This window comes from Mangrovimonas sp. ST2L15 (assembly GCF_001280515.1).
Classification (GTDB): Bacteria; Bacteroidota; Bacteroidia; order Flavobacteriales; family Flavobacteriaceae; genus Mangrovimonas; species Mangrovimonas futianensis.
In genome coordinates this window covers 369,753-386,087 of record NZ_LBIQ01000035.1, presented here as the reverse complement: position 1 = coordinate 386,087, position 16,335 = coordinate 369,753, and the positions used below count along the sequence as shown (strand labels likewise).

Below are 16,335 nucleotides of genomic sequence, written 5' to 3'. Positions count from 1 at the left end.
TATAAAACAGAGGATTAATAATAAATACTGAAAATTTTGGTGGCCTCGTTGTGGGCACTTTCAAAACTGAAGGCATTCAAACCTGAAGCTTTTTTTGTGGTAAAATAAGAAAGTAATTTTTCAGTTGGCATATTACCAATGAGTTCATCTTTGGCCATAGGACAACCTCCAAACCCCTGAATGGCTCCATCAAACCGGACACATCCAGCTTTATAAGCAGCATCTACCTTTTCAAACCAAGTGGTTGGTGTGGTGTGTAAATGAGCTCCAAATTCGATATGTGGGTATTTAGGTATTAAATTGGAAAAAAGGTAGTCTATTGTCTCTGGATCTGAAGTACCTACGGTATCACTCAAGGACAGTATTTTAACACCCATGTTGGCTAACCTTTCGGTCCACTCCCCTACTATATCCACATTCCATGGATCGCCATAAGGATTTCCAAATCCCATAGAAATATAAACCACGACTTCCTTATCAGACTTATTAGCTATTTCCAAAATCTCGCTTAAAGTGTCAACCGATTGGCCTATGGTTTTGTGAGTGTTCCGCATTTGAAAGTTCTCTGAAATTGAAAACGGATATCCCAAATAATCTATTTCTGAATGTATAGAAGCATCTTGGGCACCACGGGTATTGGCAACAATGGCCAATAATTTACTTTTGGTAGCACTTAAATCCAGTTGTGACAATACCTCTGCCGTATCAACCATTTGAGGGATGGCTTTAGGTGATACAAAACTACCAAAATCTATAGTATCAAACCCCACCCTTAAAAGGGATTGAATGTATTGAACTTTCTTTTCGGTTGGAATAAATGCCTTGATACCTTGCATTGCATCTCTGGGGCATTCAATGATTTTTACGGTGTCACTCATAGAAGCTCAAAGATAAGAAAGATTCACATCTGCGAAAACGTTTTCTTATCCCTAAATTTTCTTATTTTGAATTTTCTAATTATTACATTTTGATTAAAGCAGTAACCAAACCTAAAGAAATAAAAAGAATAGCCCAATTAGCTCACCGCATTTGGAACCAACATTATGTGCCCATTATTGGTCAAGCACAAGTAGATTATATGGTTGATAAATTTCAAAGTGAAGCAGCCATAACTGCCCAAATAGATAACGGCTATCTCTATTATTTAATCTATTGTGAAGATTTGCCTGCTGGTTATTTGGCACTTGTTCCGGACTTAACAGCTAAGAAATTAATGATTAGTAAAATTTATATAGCACAAGAGTTTAGAGGAAAACACCTCGGTCAGCAACTTATAAATTTTTCGGTAAGTCAAGCAATTGAACTTTACGCCTCCTTCCTATGGTTAACCGTAAACAAAGACAATCTGAAATCCATAGAATGGTACCAAGCCCAAGGTTTTAAAATCAAAGAAAAAGTGGAGTTTGATATTGGCAATGGCTTTATAATGGACGATTACCTCATGGAAAAGAAGCTTTAAGCCTTCTTCAATACCGCTTTATTAATAGCCTTCACTAACTTTGGACCTTCGTAAATAAACCCGGTATAAACTTGAACTAAATCGGCACCTGCCTCAAGCTTCTCTAAGGCATCTTCTGCAGAGTGAATACCACCCACACCAATAATGGGGAATGCTTTTCCACTTTTATCTGCGAGATACTTTATGGTTTGGGTACTCTTTTTCTTAATGGGTTGTCCACTTAATCCGCCATTTCCAATCTCTTGCAAACGTTCTGATGAAGTCGTTAGACCACTTCGATCCACACTCGTATTACTGGCAATGACACCATCCAACTTCGTTTGCGCCATAATTTCTATGATTTCATCCAACTGAAATTCATTCAAATCTGGAGCAATTTTTAAAAGGATGGGCTTCTGCTTTGAAAAAGATGTATTACAGTTTTGCACCGCTTCAATCAATTCAATCAAATAATCCTTATCGCTTAATTTAGCATGACTTCCTACATTGGGACAGCTTACATTCAGTACAAAATAATCGACATAAGGATGTAGCGCTTCAAAACAAGCTAGATAATCTGCGGTATAATGCTCGGGAGCAGTCTGGGTGTTTTTCCCGATGTTCCCGCCAATAATCATTCGGTGTTTGTTTTTCTTCAGCTGGGAGATAGCAGCCTCCAGCCCCTTATTGTTAAAACCCATTCGGTTAATCAGTCCCTGATCCTCTTTAAGTCGAAACAGGCGTTTTTTCGGATTCCCTGCTTGCGCCTTGGGAGTTACCGTTCCTATTTCTACAAATCCGAAACCAAAAGACCCCAATTCGTTATATAATTCGGCATTTTTATCAAATCCAGCAGCCAATCCCACTGGGTTTTTAAAAGTAAGACCAAACAGATTGCGCTCCAATCGTTTATCCTCTAAGTGATACATCGATTTAACCAAGGCTCCCATACCAGGCACCTTATGTAGTGCTTTTATAAAACTAAAGGTAAAATGATGGATGCGTTCTGGATCGAAGGAGAATAATAGAGGCCGAATAAAAGCTTTGTACATATTGGCAGAATTGTGGTGCAAAAATAGTATTTTTGAAGGTCTTTTTATAGCGAACACAAACAAAACTTATTTCATGTTAAATAAACAGCATATAATCGACAGGTTTACGAAGTATGTTACCATCGATACGGAATCAGATCCAGATTCTAAAACAACTCCTAGCACTGAAAAACAATGGGACTTAGCCAATTTATTGGCCGAGGAATTAAAGGCCATAGGCATGACCAATGTGTCCATAGATGAAAATGCCTATATCATGGCTACCTTACCAAGTAATGTTGATCATGAGGTACCTTCCATTGGATTTATTTCCCATTTTGATACCTCCCCTGACTTTACTGGGGCGAATGTGAAACCTAGAATCATTGAAAATTATGATGGAAAGGATATCACGCTCAATGAGGAAGAAAATATCATTTTGTCTCCAGACTATTTTGATGATCTGTTACAATATAAAGGTCAGACCCTAATTGTAACTGATGGAACAACCCTTTTAGGTGCTGATGACAAAGCAGGTATTTGTGAAATTGTTTCTGCAATGGAGTACTTAATCAATCATCCTGAAATTAAGCACGGGGATATTAAAGTAGGATTTACCCCAGATGAAGAAATTGGTCGTGGTGCCCACAAGTTTGATGTAGAAAAATTTGGAGCCGATTGGGCCTACACCATGGATGGAAGCCAAATTGGTGAATTGGAATACGAAAACTTTAATGCTGCTGGAGCCACTGTAAAAGTGAAAGGAAAAATTGTACACCCTGGATATGCCAAGGGCAAATTGGTCAACTCCATGTATATAGCGACCGAGTTTATCAATTCCCTACCAAGGCTTGAAACACCTGAGCATACTGAAGGTTACCAAGGCTTTTTCCATTTGCATGACATGGAAGGCCATGTAGAAGAAACCGTTTTGAAATATATCATACGAGATCACGATAAAAATCATTTTGAGGCTAGAAAGGAAGTGATGTCCAAACTGGCTACTGAAATCAATCAGCAATACGGTAAAGAAGTGATTGAAATTGAGATCAAAGACCAATACTTCAATATGAAGGAAAAGGTAGAGCCTGTGATGCATATTGTGGATATTGCAGAAGAAGCGATGAAGCAACTCAATATCACCCCCATCATCAAACCTATTCGTGGAGGGACCGATGGGTCGCAATTAAGCTACATGGGATTACCTTGTCCTAATATTTTTGCTGGAGGACATAATTTTCACGGACGTTATGAGTATGTGCCTGTAGAGAGCATTATGAAGGCTACGGAAGTTATTTGTAAAATTGCCAAAATAACAGCTGAAAAACACAAATAATAAAACACTATTATAACAAAAAAAGCAGTCTAAATGACTGCTTTTTTTATTGTTTGAATGTTTCTTAGAACTGATAAGTTAACACACCTGAGAAATTTCGAGGGTCAGTTTGATTGATAAAACTTGTTCTGTAAGCATTATATCCTATTTCATTAAACACATTGTTTAATAGCAACCTAACGTTCCAATGGTTATTGATTCGGTATCCCGCTTGTAGATTTACAAGCGTATACGCATCCACATTAAATGGCTTTTGGCCAGGAACAATTCCTTCATGGGTCACAGCCCCAGAACTCCAGTCATTGATAGGTCTTTCACCTGTATAATAGGCTCCTGCTCCAATTGAAAATCCTTCCAAAGCACCTCTAAATTGGTAGTTTCCATATAGGTTTGCTGTGTGCTTGGGTGTATTTAAAGGCGATGAACCACTTACATAGGCTGTATGCTCCTTGTACTGGGCATCTATGTAACTATACCCTGCAATCACCTCTAGGTTTTCCAATATTCTTCCAGTCAATTCTACTTCAACCCCTTGACGTTGGTCATTTCCTCCTTTTTGATAATATAAAATGGTAGTCCACGTATCATCATAAACAGGCAAGTTGATGTCCTTGTTATTAATTCGGAATAGAGTTAAGTTAAACCTAAGACGGTCTTCCAACCAAGTGGTTTTAACACCTGCTTCCAATTGGTCGTAACGCTCATTACCCAGTTCTTCGCCATTTTCTCCCAATCGGGCAGCTGTTCGTGGATAAGAACTGTTGGTATAGGAGGCAAAAATATTGATGTTCTTTGTAGGTGAAACCACAATACCTCCCAGAGGATTAAAGGCATCACTCATCGTATTTTCTACCTCGCCTATGGTCTCCGTGGTACTGTATCTCAAGCCCACAAAAGTTTGGAACCAATCAGTCCAGGATACTACATCTTGGGCTACAAAGCCAAGAGACCTTGTTTTACCACCTCCCAATCGGGCATCTCCTAAGGACAAATTAGGTAACTTATTGCTCACACTACCAAAAACATCAATAGTATCAACCGTTGAAACCGACTGACTTGAAGTGCTGTATTTAGTAGTTCGGTAATCAAAACCTACTTGTAAAGTGTGTTTCACCTTCCCGGTATAGATGTCTTGTCCTATAAGGTCAAATTGTAACACGCTGTTGTCATCGGTTCTATTGGAAACCGAATACCCACGTCTTTTCAAGTTGTAAATGGTCTCTCCATCCTGTTCGATGGCACTTCCCAAACTAGCTCCTTTATCATCCAACTGTAAATGGGATTTATAAAAGGCTGCCTTTAAGGTTAATTGGTCACTTAACTCCCTGTCAAATCTGATGGAATAGGTACTGTTTTGAGTAATGGAACGGTCATTGGCAAACCCTAGAAATTGATCATAAGGCAAATCATAAATGGCATTGGTGTCATTTTCAGCCAAATTGATGGTTCCTACATCTGGCGTACGGCTGTCATCAAAATAATCCATTTCTACTGTGAAACGAGACTTGTCATCTACCTTCCACTGAAAGGAAGGGTTGATATAAAACCTTTCTGAAGAAATTCCATCACGGTAACTATTGGCTCGCTCAAGAGCACCATTGATTCTATAGGCTACCTTATCATTGCTATCCATAGGTCCATAGACATCAAAGGTGGGACGTACTTGTCCAAAACTACCCACCCTCATAGAGGCTTGTCCACCAAACTCATATTTTGGTGTTTTGGTCACAATATTGATTACACCTCCCGGACTTCCTAAATCGGTGGCTACACCCTGAGTAACGGAGGCAGATCCTTTTAAAACTTGGATGTTATCTACCCCTTGCATGTCGGTAAGGATACCAACACCTCTAAAATCGGAATGCACCCTGACACCGTTTTTCAAAATCGGAATTCCCCTAAACCCTCTGGAAGACATACTTTCACGTTTGTTACCATAAGTAGCGAAAGTATAAACCCCAGGCACATTTTTAGTGACTTCAGAAATACTTAGTCCACCTTGGTTCTCAATTAACTTCTCCCCAATAACCGAAATACTTTGAATTTGTTTATAGGGTTCTAGTGGCAATCTGGTAAGCGCCTCAATCTTATCTGGATTTTTAAGACGTCTTCCAAAAACCTCAACGGCATTTAAATCGTTGTTAAACTCCAAGCTAACATTTAAGCTATAAACCTTAGTTTCTGAAAAGTCTATAGTCTGACTTTGGGTTTCAAACCCCATATTGAATACCATTACCTCATATCTCCCAAAAGGAATATCCTTAATAAGGAATTCTCCTTCATCATTGGTCATCGTTCCTATGGATGTCCCTTGAAGGGTCACATAGGCATTGGGAATAGGTTCTTGATTGGTTTCTGTAATAATTCCTTGCAAACTGGCTTGTGCAAAAGAAAATTGTATGAATACTAACGCTAGTAAAATAAGTGTAAATTGGCGCATGAACTATCAGTGTTTTTATTTAGATTTATTTAAAATAACGATGCAAATATACTTCCCTTCATATATCTCACCAACTTATTTAGAATGATTTTAAACAAAAATCTATAAGTGACTAAGCCAATGAAAATTAGAAGTTGTATTTTTATACATAAACAAAAAAATACCCATGAAAAAAGCCACTTCCGTTGAAGAATACATTGAGAACAATGCCCATTTCAAAGAGGAATTGACTCTGTTAAGAGACCTTTTATTGCAAACAGAATTAGAAGAAACCCTCAAATGGAGTGCGCCTGTTTACACTATAAATGGAAAAAATGTTGTGGGTTTAGGAGCCTTTAAAAACCACTTTGGCATTTGGTTTTTTAATGGCGTGTTTCTAAAGGATGAACAAGGTTTGTTAATTAATGCCCAAGAGGACAAAACCAAAGCCTTGAGACAAATGAGATTTGAAAACCTTACAGAAATCAAAAAAGAAGCTGTTCTCTCCTATGTCAAGGAAGCAATAGACAATCAAAAATTGGGTAAAACTGTGAAACCAGCCAAAAAGGTTACCAAGGATACCTTAGAGATCCCAACCGAACTATCCCAATTTTTAAAGCAAGATAAGAATCTTTTAAAATCTTTTGAAGCACTTACCCCTTTCAAGCAAAAGGAATATGCCGAGTATATTGCCACCGCTAAAAGAGAAGCCACCAAAACGTCCAGATTGGAAAAAATAAAGCCCATGATAGAAAACGGGCAAGGTCTTAATGACAAATACCGGAATTGTTAGCATAAAAAAAGCCACTTAAAAAGTGGCTTTCCTTATATTGTACTAAACTGAAACTATTTGGCTTTAGCAGGTTCGTTAAGCTTTCTACTTCCTTCCATAGAGATGGCAGAACGATCAAACTTAATTTTTCCAGCTAAGGTTTCAATGACACAGCTACTGTCTTTCTCATTCAATTCAACAATTTTACCGTGCATACCACTTTTGGTAATCACCTTATCCCCTTTTTTAATTTCAGCGAGGTATTTCTTTTCTTGTTTTTGACGCTTAATTTGAGGGGCTATCATGAAAAAATAGACCACAGCAAACATCAAAATAAGCGGCAAAAAACTTCCAATTCCTTCCATATTCTTATTTTACAGCAGGTGCTTTAGAAATTGCTTTTGAAGGAGCGTTAGGATCTTCTTTTACAAAAGCTTTGATCTTTACCATTTCCTTACCTTTTTCAGTGTTGGCAGTAACAGTAATTGTTTTACTTACGTTTCCTTTACCAGAACCGTTGTACTTAACAGTAAACTGTCCAGACTCTCCAGCAGCTAAAGGCTCTTTACTCCAGTCTTTAGGAACTGTACATCCGCAAGAACTTTTTATATCTGTGATAACCAAAGGAGCTTCTCCTGTGTTAGTATATTTAAATACAGTCTCAACAGATTGCTTTGATTCAATTTGACCAAAATCATGTTCAGTCTTATCGAAAGAAATTTCAGGATACTTGGTAGCCTGAGCATCTCTTGCAGAAGCTTCTGCTACGTTTTCTTCACTAATTTTTTTTGAAGCATCCTCCTTACAAGAAGTAAATGCCACTAAGCATAAGGCAGATAAGCCTAATATTACTTTTTTCATAATCATTTATTTTTTGAGTTCGGGTGGTAAATGTAACAATAAATTCTTATTACATCAACCCTCGCCCTATTTTATTTAGGTTCCCTTGGTCTTCATATTCCTTTACCAACTTGTCCAAAATACCATTAATAAAGATGCTACTTTTAGGCGTAGAATATTCTTTGGCTATCTCTAAATACTCATTAATAGTAACTTTAACAGGTATCGTAGGAAACTTTTGCAATTCACACATGGCCATTTTCAACAAAACAGTATCAATGATGGCAATTCGGTCTGCATCCCAATTTTGGGTTTTCTCCTCTATGATTTTGGCATAAGAAGATTGGTTCAACAAAGTTTTTTTAAACAAAGCAACCGCATAATCCTTATCATCCAAATCCTTGAATAAAGGCGGTAAAAAGAATTCGTCATTCGATTTAGCCTTTACCTTTCTCAATAATTTTAAAATCACCGTATTCACCAAGGGTAAATCATCTAACCAAGTTAGGTTTTTGTCCTCTAGATAATCGTAAAGCTTTTCGTTAGGTGCAATAATTTCCTTGAAAAGGTCAATAACAAACTCCTTATCTTCCTGGAATGTGGAAGTCTTGGTTTTCATGTAATCCTTATAAAGATCACTCTTCATAAGCTCCTTAAACAACACATCAATGTACTCGTCGTCCAATTCCCAATTGCGAATGTGACGATCTGCCATGGCTTCCTGAAAAGGTTCATTATTGATTAATTTTTGTAGAACTTCATTGTTTACCAGCTTTCGGTTGGGATTTTTGTCCTCAGAGGTAGCCAAATACTTTTTACTAGACCTGTCTAAATGGTCATCGGCTTTCTTTTGCAATTCAATTAAAATGGATAGCAATAATAAATACAAGTTATACATGTTATCCATACTTTGAAGAAGAAACTTTTGTTCCTTTCCAAAATCATCTCCTTCTCCACCTTGGAAGGAATAAATGGTTTGCATGACCTTAATTCTAATTTGTCTCCTGTTAAGCATATAAACAAAGAACTTTTATAACATTAAAAAGGGCAAAAGCTGCTTGAACTTTTGCCCGACAAAATTAATATTATTTTGAAGAATTACTTCTTGTTTTCTTTTTTTCTTGTCTCAATTCGATCTTGAGCCATCTTTAAAGCCGCTTGGTGGGTTGTGATATCCTCATTTTCAGCTTTATTCAAAATATCTAAAGTGGTATTATAGATGTTTTCGGTTTTACGGATGATTTCATCTTTACCATAACCTTCCAATTCTGCATACACATTGATGATACCTCCCGCATTAATCAAGAAATCAGGAGCATATACAATCCCCTTCTCTCTTAATATGCGTCCGTGTTTTTGCTCTTCAGCCAATTGGTTATTAGCAGCACCAGCAATTACTTTTGCTTGAATTTGGTTGATGGTAGCATCATTGATGGTTGCTCCCAAAGCACAAGGTGCATAGATATCCATAGCTTCTTGGTACATGTTATCTCCCGTATAAATAGTAGCACCATAAGTTTTGGCAACTTCAAATAAGCGATCTTGATTGATGTCAACGATGGTTACTTGCGCTCCTTCTTCGGTTAAATGTTTTACCAAAGTTTCACCCACATGGCCAATACCTTGCACAAACACTTTTTTACCTTCCAACTTGTCTGTTCCAAATTGGTATTTAGTAGCTGCCTTTAATCCCATAAATACCCCATAGGCTGTTATAGGTGACGGATTACCTGAACCTCCTTTGGCTTCAGAAATACCGGTAACGTAGGGTGTCGTTTCTCTTACCAAATCCATGTCTGCTGTTTCCATTCCAACATCTTCGGCAGTAATATATTTTCCACCTAAAGAATGTACAAACTCAGCAAAGCGAGTCATTAATTCAGGCTTTTTTTGGGTTTTGGCATCTCCAATAATAACGGCCTTTCCACCTCCTAAGTTCAAACCAGTAATAGCCGACTTAAAAGTCATCCCTCTCGAAAGACGTAAAACGTCATTTAGGGCTTCCCATTCATTGTTGTAATTCCACATTCTAGTACCGCCAAGGGCTGGTCCTAAGGTCGTATTATGGATACCGATTATTGCTTTTAAACCTGTATCTTTGTCGTTGCAAAAAACAACTTGTTCATGATTGTCAAAAGAAAGTTGACCAAAAACAGGGTCTACTTTTTTTAACTCTTGTGGGTTTAGGACGTCTGAAATCATTTAATGAAATATTAGGTTAAACGTTTACGTGATTTAAAAATCATTAAAATCACCGCGCAAAATTAAATCAAAATTATCAATATGTCAAAATTAACGTATCAAAAATAACAAATCGTTAATTTGATGAGTAATTTCTGTTAAATCAATATATGAAGGAACTTCGCCATCTCAATAAATATTTCCTAAAATATAAAGGCAAATTGCTTTTAGGAATCATCATTACCATCATTGCCAGAATCTTTCTATTGTTTACCCCAAGACTCATCAGGGAATCGGTGAATGTGGTAGATGAATTTCGAAAAGGCGGACTCTCTATGCAAGAAGTGCAGGATGAATTGCTTCAGGACATCATTTATATCATCATAGCGGCTGTGATTGCAGGAATTTTCACGTTTTTAATGAGGCAAACCATTATCAATGTGTCCCGGTTCATTGAATATGACCTAAAAAATGAGGTCTACCAACAATACCAGAAACTATCTCTTAACTTTTACAAGCAAAATCGAACTGGGGATTTAATGAACCGGATCAGTGAAGATGTGGGACGAGTAAGAATGTATGCAGGTCCAGCTATAATGTATAGCATCAACACGGTGACCCTGTTTGTGATTGCGCTTATCTATATGTTTAATGAGGCTCCTAAACTAACCCTGTATACGGTGTTGCCATTGCCTATCCTTTCTGTAGCTATTTATAAACTGAGTAAGGAAATCCATAAACGCAGTACTATTGTTCAGGAGTTTCTTTCCAAATTATCCTCTTCCACTCAGGAAAGTTTTAGTGGTATTGCCATTATAAAGGCGTATGGTTTGGAACCCATGACTTCAAATTCTTTTAATGAATTGGCTTCAGAAAGCCGTGACAAGCAAATGGATTTAGTCAAAGTTAGATCCCTATTCTTCCCTATGATGATCCTATTAATAGGTGTCAGCAATTTAATGGTGATATATATAGGAGGAAAACAATACATAGATGGTGAGATAGAAACCTTAGGGACTATTGCCGAGTTTATTATTTATGTCAATATGTTGACCTGGCCAGTAGCCACGGTAGGTTGGGTGACTTCTATTGTACAACAGGCAGAAGCCTCACAAAAACGCATCAATGAGTTTTTAAAAATCCAACCGGAAATAAACAATAACAATACAGAGCCAACTAACATCGTTGGCGATATCGAATTTAAAGATGTGTCTTTTACCTATGATGACACCAACATTCAGGCATTGAAGCATGTATCCTTTAAACTTAATCATGGTGAAACTTTGGCGATTATTGGCAAAACAGGATCTGGGAAGTCTACCGTTTTAGATTTAATAGGACGCCTATATGATGTGACTGATGGAACCATCCTTATAGACAACAAACCCGTTGAAGATATTAACCTAACCTCTTTAAGAGACCATATAGGTTATGTCCCTCAAGATGCCTTTTTGTTTTCTGATTCCATCAGCAACAACATAAAATTTGGTAAAGAAGAGGCTACCGAGGAGGAAGTCATTCAAGCGGCGAAATATGCCCAAGTTCATAAAAACATTATGGGCTTTAGTAAGGGATATGAAACCGTATTGGGTGAAAGGGGGATTACCCTTTCTGGCGGACAAAAACAAAGGGTATCTATTGCCAGAGCCATTGTCAAAAATCCGAATATCTTACTATTAGATGATTCCCTTTCAGCAGTGGATACAGAAACTGAAGAAAAAATCCTAAGACACCTAAAGGAAATAGCTAAAAACAAAACTACTATTATCGTGAGCCATCGAGTGTCATCGGCTAAAAATGCAGATAAAATACTCGTTTTGGAAGATGGAAAAATCATCCAACAAGGAAACCACCAAACCTTGTCTGCACAAGATGGATATTATAAGAAATTGTATTTGGAACAACTGAGTGAAACTCATTCTTAAGAGGATTCCTATTAAAATTTCTTAAAATCAGCCAAAAAAGAAATAACACAAATTGTTGGTTAATATGGTTTTTTTTTAGATTTTTGGACTTCTTAAAATTGATAATTTAACAATTAGACTATGAGTAATAATGATATGATGGAGAAAGAGGAAATATTCTCTAAAGTGCTAAGGGCAGGTAGAAGAACCTATTTCTTTGATGTAAGATCTACTAAGGCTGGAGACTACTACCTAACGATTACTGAGAGCAAGAAATTTACCAATGACGATGGTTCATTTCACTACAAAAAGCACAAAATTTATCTATACAAAGAGGACTTTACTGACTTCAATGAAATCATGCAAGAGATGACTGAATACATTATTGATGAAAAAGGCAATGAGGTAATCAGTGAGCGTCACCAAAAGGATTTCAAAAAGGAGTATGAAGAGGAAACTGTAGGAGAAACCAGTTCTGCAGACAAGTTTACCGATATTGATTTTGATGATATTTAATCATTAATCTTACTAAAAGACTAACAAAGAAAAAGCCATTACAATGTAATGGCTTTTTTATTTTTAAGATACTGTGCTTCCGTTAGGAACTACCTGCGATGGATGCAACAACAAGACGTCTTTTTCCTTGACCGCACCCATGACCAAACATTCACTCATGAACTGAGCTATTTGTTTTCTCGGAAAATTGACAACAGCCACAATTTGCCTTCCTAATAAATCTTCTTTTGTGTACAATTGAGTGATTTGCGCCGAAGTTTTACGAATCCCCAACGCTCCAAAATCAATGCGCATTTGATAAGCCGGTTTTCGGGCTTCAGGAAAATCATTTACCTCAATTATCGTCCCTACTCTGAGGTCTACTTTAACAAACGCTTCAAAATTTATTTCTGGTTTCATTCCTCAAAAGTATCATTTTTTGCGTTATTTTGAAGTAAATAAAATACGATGGCAAATACACCTTCAAACATGCTTCCCCTAGGAACCAAAGCTCCAGATTTCACATTACGAGATGTGGTTTCAAACGATGAGATTTCGCTAGATGATGCCAAAGGACTTAAAGGCACCTTGATTATGTTTATTTGCAACCACTGTCCGTTTGTAAAACATGTGAATGAACAGATCAGCCTTTTGGCCAAAGATTATAAATCAAAGGGTATTACATGTGTTGCTATTTCCAGTAACGATGTGGAAAACTATCCACAGGATGGACCGGAAGAAATGAAAGTTAATGCCATAGAACAAGACTTTATCTTTCCTTATTTATATGATCAAACCCAAGAAGTAGCCAGAAACTATGACGCTGCCTGCACGCCAGACTTTTTTCTATTTGACGACCAGCTCACTTTGGTGTATCGTGGACAATTAGATGATTCGAGACCTGGAAATAGTGTTCCCGTGACAGGAAAAGACTTAAGACACGCTATGGATTGCCTGCTTGAGAATGAAACCAATACTTGGAACCAAAAACCAAGCATTGGGTGCAACATTAAGTGGAAGTCTTAATTAGTGCCAGTGGTTTCTAATGATTAAGTGCTCAATATGGGCATAGTGATGCAAACTGTGCCACGAGTACATACCTAGATTGACTTTTAAAGGAATCTCACTGTGGGTTTCTGGATGAATAAAGGATTTCTCAAAATCTTCGGGAGACAAACCTTTTAATAGATATACCAACCTGCCATGGACTGCCGTCAAGTGATCGAGTGACAATTGTATGGGTGCTGTTTTTGAATCAAACAAATCAGCCCATCGGTCTTCATAATAAGCCTTTATGACCGGCTTGTTTTCGGTGAGTGCCCATTTAAATCGAGCGTAGCTGTGGTGGTGACTGTCTGCGATGTGGTGAATCAATTGCCTAACCGTCCAACCATAAGGTCGGTATGGCGTTTCTAGTTGCTCGTCTGTTAACGGACGTACCAAAAGTGTCAATCTTTTGGGAAAGGTCTCCAATACATCTATCCATTCCTCGATATGTGCCGGGGTAATCGTGCTAGGTAGCTCAAAGTTACCTATGGGATATTTCAGTTTTTCCAGTTGCGCTTCGGTCATACCTAAAATTAAAAAAAGCTGTTCATTTGGAACAGCTTTTTAACGTTTTATATAAGGCGCGAGCTTCTTATTTCACATCCACAAGTTCGACATCAAATACCAAAGTAGCATGAGGAGGAATAACACCTCCAGCACCTCTGGCACCATAACCCAAGTCACTTGGGATCACCAAACGAGCCTTATCACCTACCTTCAATAGACCGATACCTTCATCCCATCCTGGAATCACTTGTCCTACCCCTAATGGAAAATCAATAGGTGCATTTCTTTTGTATGAGGAGTCAAATACAGTACCATCGGCCAATTGCCCTTTGTAGTGTACTGAAACAGTTTGTCCTTTTTGGGCTGCTTTACCAGAACCTTCTTGTAATATTTGGTAACGTAGACCACTATCTGTTCTTTTGAAACCTGCTGCCAACTTATCCAACTCGGCTTCTCTAGCAGCTTGTTCTTCTAAAAGTCTTTTTTCACGAGCCCCTTCAAAGGTTCTAAAAGCCTCTACGGCGTGGAACTTTTCTGCAGCTTCACCTTGACGAATGATCTCAACGTGGTCTATGGTATCACCTTGTGCAATGGCATCTACTACGTCTTGACCTTCTACCACTTTCCCAAAAACGGTATGATTGTTATCCAACCAAGGGGTTTCTACGTGGGTGATAAAAAATTGGCTTCCGTTGGTTCCCGGTCCCGCATTGGCCATAGAAAGTACCCCTGGGCCATCGTGTTTTAAATCGGGGTGGAACTCGTCATCAAACTGGTATCCTGGGTTACCAGAACCGGTGCCTTGAGGGCAACCGCCTTGAATCATAAAATCTGGAATGACGCGGTGAAATTTCAAGCCATCATAATAAGGTTTTCCTTGCGGTCTGGCTTCGTTTTCCAAATTTCCTTCTGCCAAGGCCACAAAGTTTCCTACGGTGCCTGGGGTTTTTTCATATTCCAAGTTAACTAGGATATCTCCCTTTGGGGTTTGGAATTTTGCATATAATCCGTCTTGCATGTTCTTGTTTTTAAATGAGGTGCAAAGATACATGTTTTGAACTTAAGAAGGAAGTGTGTAGGCTGTTTGGTTGGGAGTGTTTTTTGTGATGGTATACATGGTTTGGTCATGCTGGAATTAATGCCTGTAAAAAGTGAGGAATGGGTATTTAATTTATTTAATTTTGAATTCATAAGGTGCTAAGCTCTAGCCCTTGATATTTCAAATTTAAGAATTCTAGATGCCATTAAAAAATTTGACATATAATCCTAAAAAGAATTCGATTCTAATACTTGGAATTTGCCTGACAGGAATGTTAGTTGGAAATTACGTTCAACGATTTCGAATTTCTGACCACCATTGGATTTATCAATATGGTAGTTATATAAATATGGCTATGGTTCTTGTTTCTATAACTTGGTCAATGTTTCATCCATTAATAATATTTACCGAGCATAAAATTATCTGGAGAGAAAATATATTATGGATTTTTATAGGGCTTATTCCTTCCTTGTATTTTGGAATTGGAACATTATTTTCATAAATAAAACAATTGAATAAATAGGATACTTCTTAGCGTTCATAATTACAAATAGTTTTGAAAGCATTAGCTGCTTCTGTCATGCTGAGCTTGTTTAAGCATCTTGTTATTATGAACACCATTTAAAGACAGGCCCTGAAATGAATTCAGGGTGATTGGAGCTGGTGTATTGTAGGAATTTATCTATTTTAGGGGAAAATCTAATAAAATTTAACTCATTGACGTGTATATTTGCTCATAGTACCCAATTTTGAAAAATCCCAAGAACATAAAAGAATTATTACAAATTGATATTGATTTCCTTTATCAAAATTCTCTATTCAAATCGGACTCAAAAAATGACCAAAATGATACTCTGAATTTTTTACTTTTCCATTTGGAGTCAAAATTTTTAGATTTATTTGACCAATTTCAAATAACACTATTTGACGGAAATGCTCGTCATTTGGAGTTAATTTCCAAAGATATCAATTCCGATAAGATGAAAGAGATTATTGAATTGATAATAAGTCAATATGGAGTTGACGAAAATAATCAAACCATATCAGATTGGAATACTTCAAAATATCTGTCGTGGTGGTTTAAAAATTCCAATCATCAACAAACAATTGATGAACCAGAAAACTCAGACGAATTGTATTACGGCATAGTGATTGACGGAATGAAAAATAACCAATTAAATATAGTATTGCTTGACTATATAAATATTGACCCAAAACTGAATAATAAAAACTGGTTATAACGTCGTGTCCAATAAAAAGCCTTCTGTCATGCTAGACGTGTTTCAGTATCTCGTGGTGAAGAATTAAGATTGACGTTTAGCTCCT

General features: G+C 37.3%; 17 protein-coding genes. 7 read left to right on the top strand and 10 right to left on the bottom strand.

Translation table 11 applies throughout. The features are described from left to right. Window positions 1–14: 14 nt before the first annotated feature. Window positions 15–878, bottom strand: coding sequence for a hydroxymethylglutaryl-CoA lyase (locus ZA07_RS14810; protein WP_053972532.1), 864 nt, complete (start codon window positions 876–878; stop codon window positions 15–17). Between the two features lie 89 nt (window positions 879–967). On the opposite strand from ZA07_RS14810, the gene ZA07_RS14805 reads away from it, so the two are divergent. After that, window positions 968–1,459 (top strand): GNAT family N-acetyltransferase, encoded by a 492-nt coding sequence (locus ZA07_RS14805; protein WP_197276753.1) that lies wholly within the window; start codon window positions 968–970, stop codon window positions 1,457–1,459. Here ZA07_RS14805 and ZA07_RS14800 read toward each other — a convergent pair. Further along, a complete protein-coding gene (locus ZA07_RS14800) occupies window positions 1,456–2,490 on the bottom strand; it encodes a quinone-dependent dihydroorotate dehydrogenase (protein WP_053972530.1) in 1,035 nt (344 codons plus the stop codon). The two genes, ZA07_RS14805 and ZA07_RS14800, sit on opposite strands and share 4 nt — an antisense overlap. A gap of 73 nt (window positions 2,491–2,563) precedes the next feature. Between ZA07_RS14800 and pepT the strand changes: the two genes are divergently transcribed. Next, entirely contained in the window at window positions 2,564–3,805 is a 1,242-nt protein-coding gene (pepT, locus tag ZA07_RS14795) for a peptidase T (RefSeq protein ID WP_053972587.1), read from the top strand. 64 nt (window positions 3,806–3,869) lie between these two features. On the opposite strand, the gene ZA07_RS14790 is transcribed toward pepT, so the two are convergent. Next, window positions 3,870–6,245 (bottom strand): TonB-dependent receptor, encoded by a 2,376-nt coding sequence (locus tag ZA07_RS14790; RefSeq protein ID WP_053972529.1) that lies wholly within the window; start codon window positions 6,243–6,245, stop codon window positions 3,870–3,872. A gap of 166 nt (window positions 6,246–6,411) precedes the next feature. Between ZA07_RS14790 and ZA07_RS14785 the strand changes: the two genes are divergently transcribed. Continuing rightward, a complete protein-coding gene (locus ZA07_RS14785) occupies window positions 6,412–7,017 on the top strand; it encodes a YdeI family protein (RefSeq protein WP_053972528.1) in 606 nt (201 codons plus the stop codon). Window positions 7,018–7,070: 53 nt separating this feature from the next. Here ZA07_RS14785 and yajC read toward each other — a convergent pair whose 3' ends face one another. The 4 genes from yajC to ZA07_RS14765 all read right to left on the bottom strand — a co-directional run bounded on the left by yajC (window position 7,071) and on the right by ZA07_RS14765 (window position 10,038). Beyond that, complete coding sequence (gene yajC, locus ZA07_RS14780; protein ID WP_053972527.1) at window positions 7,071–7,361, bottom strand: preprotein translocase subunit YajC; 291 nt, start codon at window positions 7,359–7,361, stop codon at window positions 7,071–7,073. A gap of 4 nt (window positions 7,362–7,365) precedes the next feature. Next, window positions 7,366–7,857, bottom strand: a complete 492-nt coding sequence (locus ZA07_RS14775; RefSeq protein ID WP_053972586.1) for a DUF1573 domain-containing protein — start codon at window positions 7,855–7,857, stop codon at window positions 7,366–7,368. Window positions 7,858–7,906: 49 nt separating this feature from the next. Then, complete coding sequence (gene nusB / locus ZA07_RS14770; RefSeq protein ID WP_053972585.1) at window positions 7,907–8,818, bottom strand: transcription antitermination factor NusB; 912 nt, start codon at window positions 8,816–8,818, stop codon at window positions 7,907–7,909. A 116-nt stretch (window positions 8,819–8,934) separates the two neighbouring features. Continuing rightward, window positions 8,935–10,038 carry a Glu/Leu/Phe/Val dehydrogenase gene (locus tag ZA07_RS14765; RefSeq protein ID WP_053972526.1) on the bottom strand — a complete coding sequence of 368 codons (1,104 nt, stop codon included), beginning with the start codon at window positions 10,036–10,038 and terminating at the stop codon, window positions 8,935–8,937. Between the two features lie 149 nt (window positions 10,039–10,187). Between ZA07_RS14765 and ZA07_RS14760 the strand changes: the two genes are divergently transcribed. Both ZA07_RS14760 and ZA07_RS14755 read left to right on the top strand, forming a co-directional pair. Next, window positions 10,188–11,942 (top strand): ABC transporter ATP-binding protein, encoded by a 1,755-nt coding sequence (locus tag ZA07_RS14760; RefSeq protein WP_053972525.1) that lies wholly within the window; start codon window positions 10,188–10,190, stop codon window positions 11,940–11,942. A gap of 120 nt (window positions 11,943–12,062) precedes the next feature. Continuing rightward, the gene (locus ZA07_RS14755; protein ID WP_053972524.1) at window positions 12,063–12,437 is read left to right on the top strand and encodes a PUR family DNA/RNA-binding protein; all 375 of its coding nucleotides are present in this window, start codon (window positions 12,063–12,065) and stop codon (window positions 12,435–12,437) included. Between the two features lie 63 nt (window positions 12,438–12,500). Here ZA07_RS14755 and ZA07_RS14750 read toward each other — a convergent pair whose 3' ends face one another. Then, a complete protein-coding gene (locus ZA07_RS14750; RefSeq protein ID WP_053972523.1) occupies window positions 12,501–12,836 on the bottom strand; it encodes a tRNA-binding protein in 336 nt (111 codons plus the stop codon). Window positions 12,837–12,884: 48 nt separating this feature from the next. Between ZA07_RS14750 and ZA07_RS14745 the strand changes: the two genes are divergently transcribed. Beyond that, on the top strand, window positions 12,885–13,442 hold the full coding sequence (locus tag ZA07_RS14745; RefSeq protein WP_053972522.1) for a thioredoxin family protein: 558 nt from the start codon (window positions 12,885–12,887) through the stop codon (window positions 13,440–13,442). Here the strand turns inward: ZA07_RS14745 and ZA07_RS14740 are convergent, their stop codons facing one another. Further along, window positions 13,443–13,988, bottom strand: a complete 546-nt coding sequence (locus ZA07_RS14740; RefSeq protein WP_053972521.1) for a YfiT family bacillithiol transferase — start codon at window positions 13,986–13,988, stop codon at window positions 13,443–13,445. 67 nt (window positions 13,989–14,055) lie between these two features. Further along, window positions 14,056–14,988, bottom strand: a complete 933-nt coding sequence (locus tag ZA07_RS14735) for a peptidylprolyl isomerase (RefSeq protein ID WP_053972520.1) — start codon at window positions 14,986–14,988, stop codon at window positions 14,056–14,058. A 770-nt stretch (window positions 14,989–15,758) separates the two neighbouring features. On the opposite strand from ZA07_RS14735, the gene ZA07_RS14725 reads away from it, so the two are divergent. After that, the gene (locus tag ZA07_RS14725; RefSeq protein ID WP_053972518.1) at window positions 15,759–16,250 is read left to right on the top strand and encodes a hypothetical protein; all 492 of its coding nucleotides are present in this window, start codon (window positions 15,759–15,761) and stop codon (window positions 16,248–16,250) included. Window positions 16,251–16,335: the final 85 nt, after the last annotated feature.

Bases quoted from the DNA above. Each gene is read 5' to 3' on its own strand.
- ZA07_RS14775 (WP_053972586.1), bottom strand. From the start codon at position 7,857: ATGAAAAAAGTAATATTAGGCTTATCTGCCTTATGCTTAGTGGCATTT.
- ZA07_RS14810 (WP_053972532.1), bottom strand. From the start codon at position 878: ATGAGTGACACCGTAAAAATCATTGAATGCCCCAGAGATGCAATGCAA.
- ZA07_RS14740 (WP_053972521.1), bottom strand. From the start codon at position 13,988: ATGACCGAAGCGCAACTGGAAAAACTGAAATATCCCATAGGTAACTTT.
- ZA07_RS14735 (WP_053972520.1), bottom strand. From the start codon at position 14,988: ATGCAAGACGGATTATATGCAAAATTCCAAACCCCAAAGGGAGATATC.
- ZA07_RS14750 (WP_053972523.1), bottom strand. From the start codon at position 12,836: ATGAAACCAGAAATAAATTTTGAAGCGTTTGTTAAAGTAGACCTCAGA.
- pepT (WP_053972587.1), top strand. From the start codon at position 2,564: ATGTTAAATAAACAGCATATAATCGACAGGTTTACGAAGTATGTTACC.
- ZA07_RS14790 (WP_053972529.1), bottom strand. From the start codon at position 6,245: ATGCGCCAATTTACACTTATTTTACTAGCGTTAGTATTCATACAATTT.
- yajC (WP_053972527.1), bottom strand. From the start codon at position 7,361: ATGGAAGGAATTGGAAGTTTTTTGCCGCTTATTTTGATGTTTGCTGTG.
- nusB (WP_053972585.1), bottom strand. From the start codon at position 8,818: ATGCAAACCATTTATTCCTTCCAAGGTGGAGAAGGAGATGATTTTGGA.
- ZA07_RS14800 (WP_053972530.1), bottom strand. From the start codon at position 2,490: ATGTACAAAGCTTTTATTCGGCCTCTATTATTCTCCTTCGATCCAGAA.
- ZA07_RS14745 (WP_053972522.1), top strand. From the start codon at position 12,885: ATGGCAAATACACCTTCAAACATGCTTCCCCTAGGAACCAAAGCTCCA.
- ZA07_RS14755 (WP_053972524.1), top strand. From the start codon at position 12,063: ATGAGTAATAATGATATGATGGAGAAAGAGGAAATATTCTCTAAAGTG.
- ZA07_RS14785 (WP_053972528.1), top strand. From the start codon at position 6,412: ATGAAAAAAGCCACTTCCGTTGAAGAATACATTGAGAACAATGCCCAT.
- ZA07_RS14765 (WP_053972526.1), bottom strand. From the start codon at position 10,038: ATGATTTCAGACGTCCTAAACCCACAAGAGTTAAAAAAAGTAGACCCT.
- ZA07_RS14760 (WP_053972525.1), top strand. From the start codon at position 10,188: ATGAAGGAACTTCGCCATCTCAATAAATATTTCCTAAAATATAAAGGC.